The organism is Vibrio sp. 1727 (assembly GCF_033344415.1).
GTDB lineage: Bacteria > Pseudomonadota > Gammaproteobacteria > Enterobacterales > Vibrionaceae > Vibrio > Vibrio alginolyticus.
Genome location: NZ_JAWPOT010000269.1, coordinates 1 through 699 on the forward strand (window position 1 = coordinate 1; position 699 = coordinate 699).

Below are 699 nucleotides of genomic sequence, written 5' to 3' on the forward strand. Positions count from 1 at the left end.
TCCATACGGATAGTGGAGCTCTTCCAAGATTTTCAATGAGTTCTGGTAGTGGCTAATGGCCTTATCGAAATCTTTCGATTTGTTATACATCCGAGCTAGGCTGTGTTCGACTTGCGCTACTTTGAGTGGGGCCTCCTCAAGTTGACGCGCAAGCAAGGATTGGATGAGGTATTGCTCCGATTGCTCAAACTGTCCTAATTCGGCCAGTAAATTGCCGACATCGTTATAAATACCAGATGGGTCGCTTTGATAAGACATATTGGCAAGCAGACGGCGGTACAAGCTCAGAGCTTTTTCGTAGTCGCCGCGATAATTGTAGTTGTTCGCTACGACTCGCAACGCCAAGTCTGCAGGGAAGACTTCTGCGTGCTTATCGTCTAAATGGCTTTCGAGAGATGAGCAAAAGAAGTTTGCTTTGTGATAACGGCCTTGCTGGTTTAGCGTGTAGCAAAGCTGGTAATTCATTAACGCTTTACCTTCCACGTCACCATTTTGTTTCATCTTTTGCCTTAACGAGCTGAAACTGGCAACTGAAGCGTCATAACTGCCATGTTTACGTTCGTTTAAAGCGAGAATGTACTCAGATTCTAACTTCGCGAAATCATTGTTTAAGATTTGGCTACTTCCGTAATAAGGCTGCTTGATGTTAGCCATATACTCATAAATCAACCCACTGACGTAAAGTCTCTCGCTGTCAGA

Annotated in this window: 1 protein-coding gene; it reads right to left on the minus strand. The window is 44.5% G+C overall.

From position 1 onward, the window contains the following. On the minus strand, positions 1-699 hold a 699-nt coding region (locus R8O10_RS25180), incomplete at both ends, for a tetratricopeptide repeat protein (protein ID WP_318191949.1).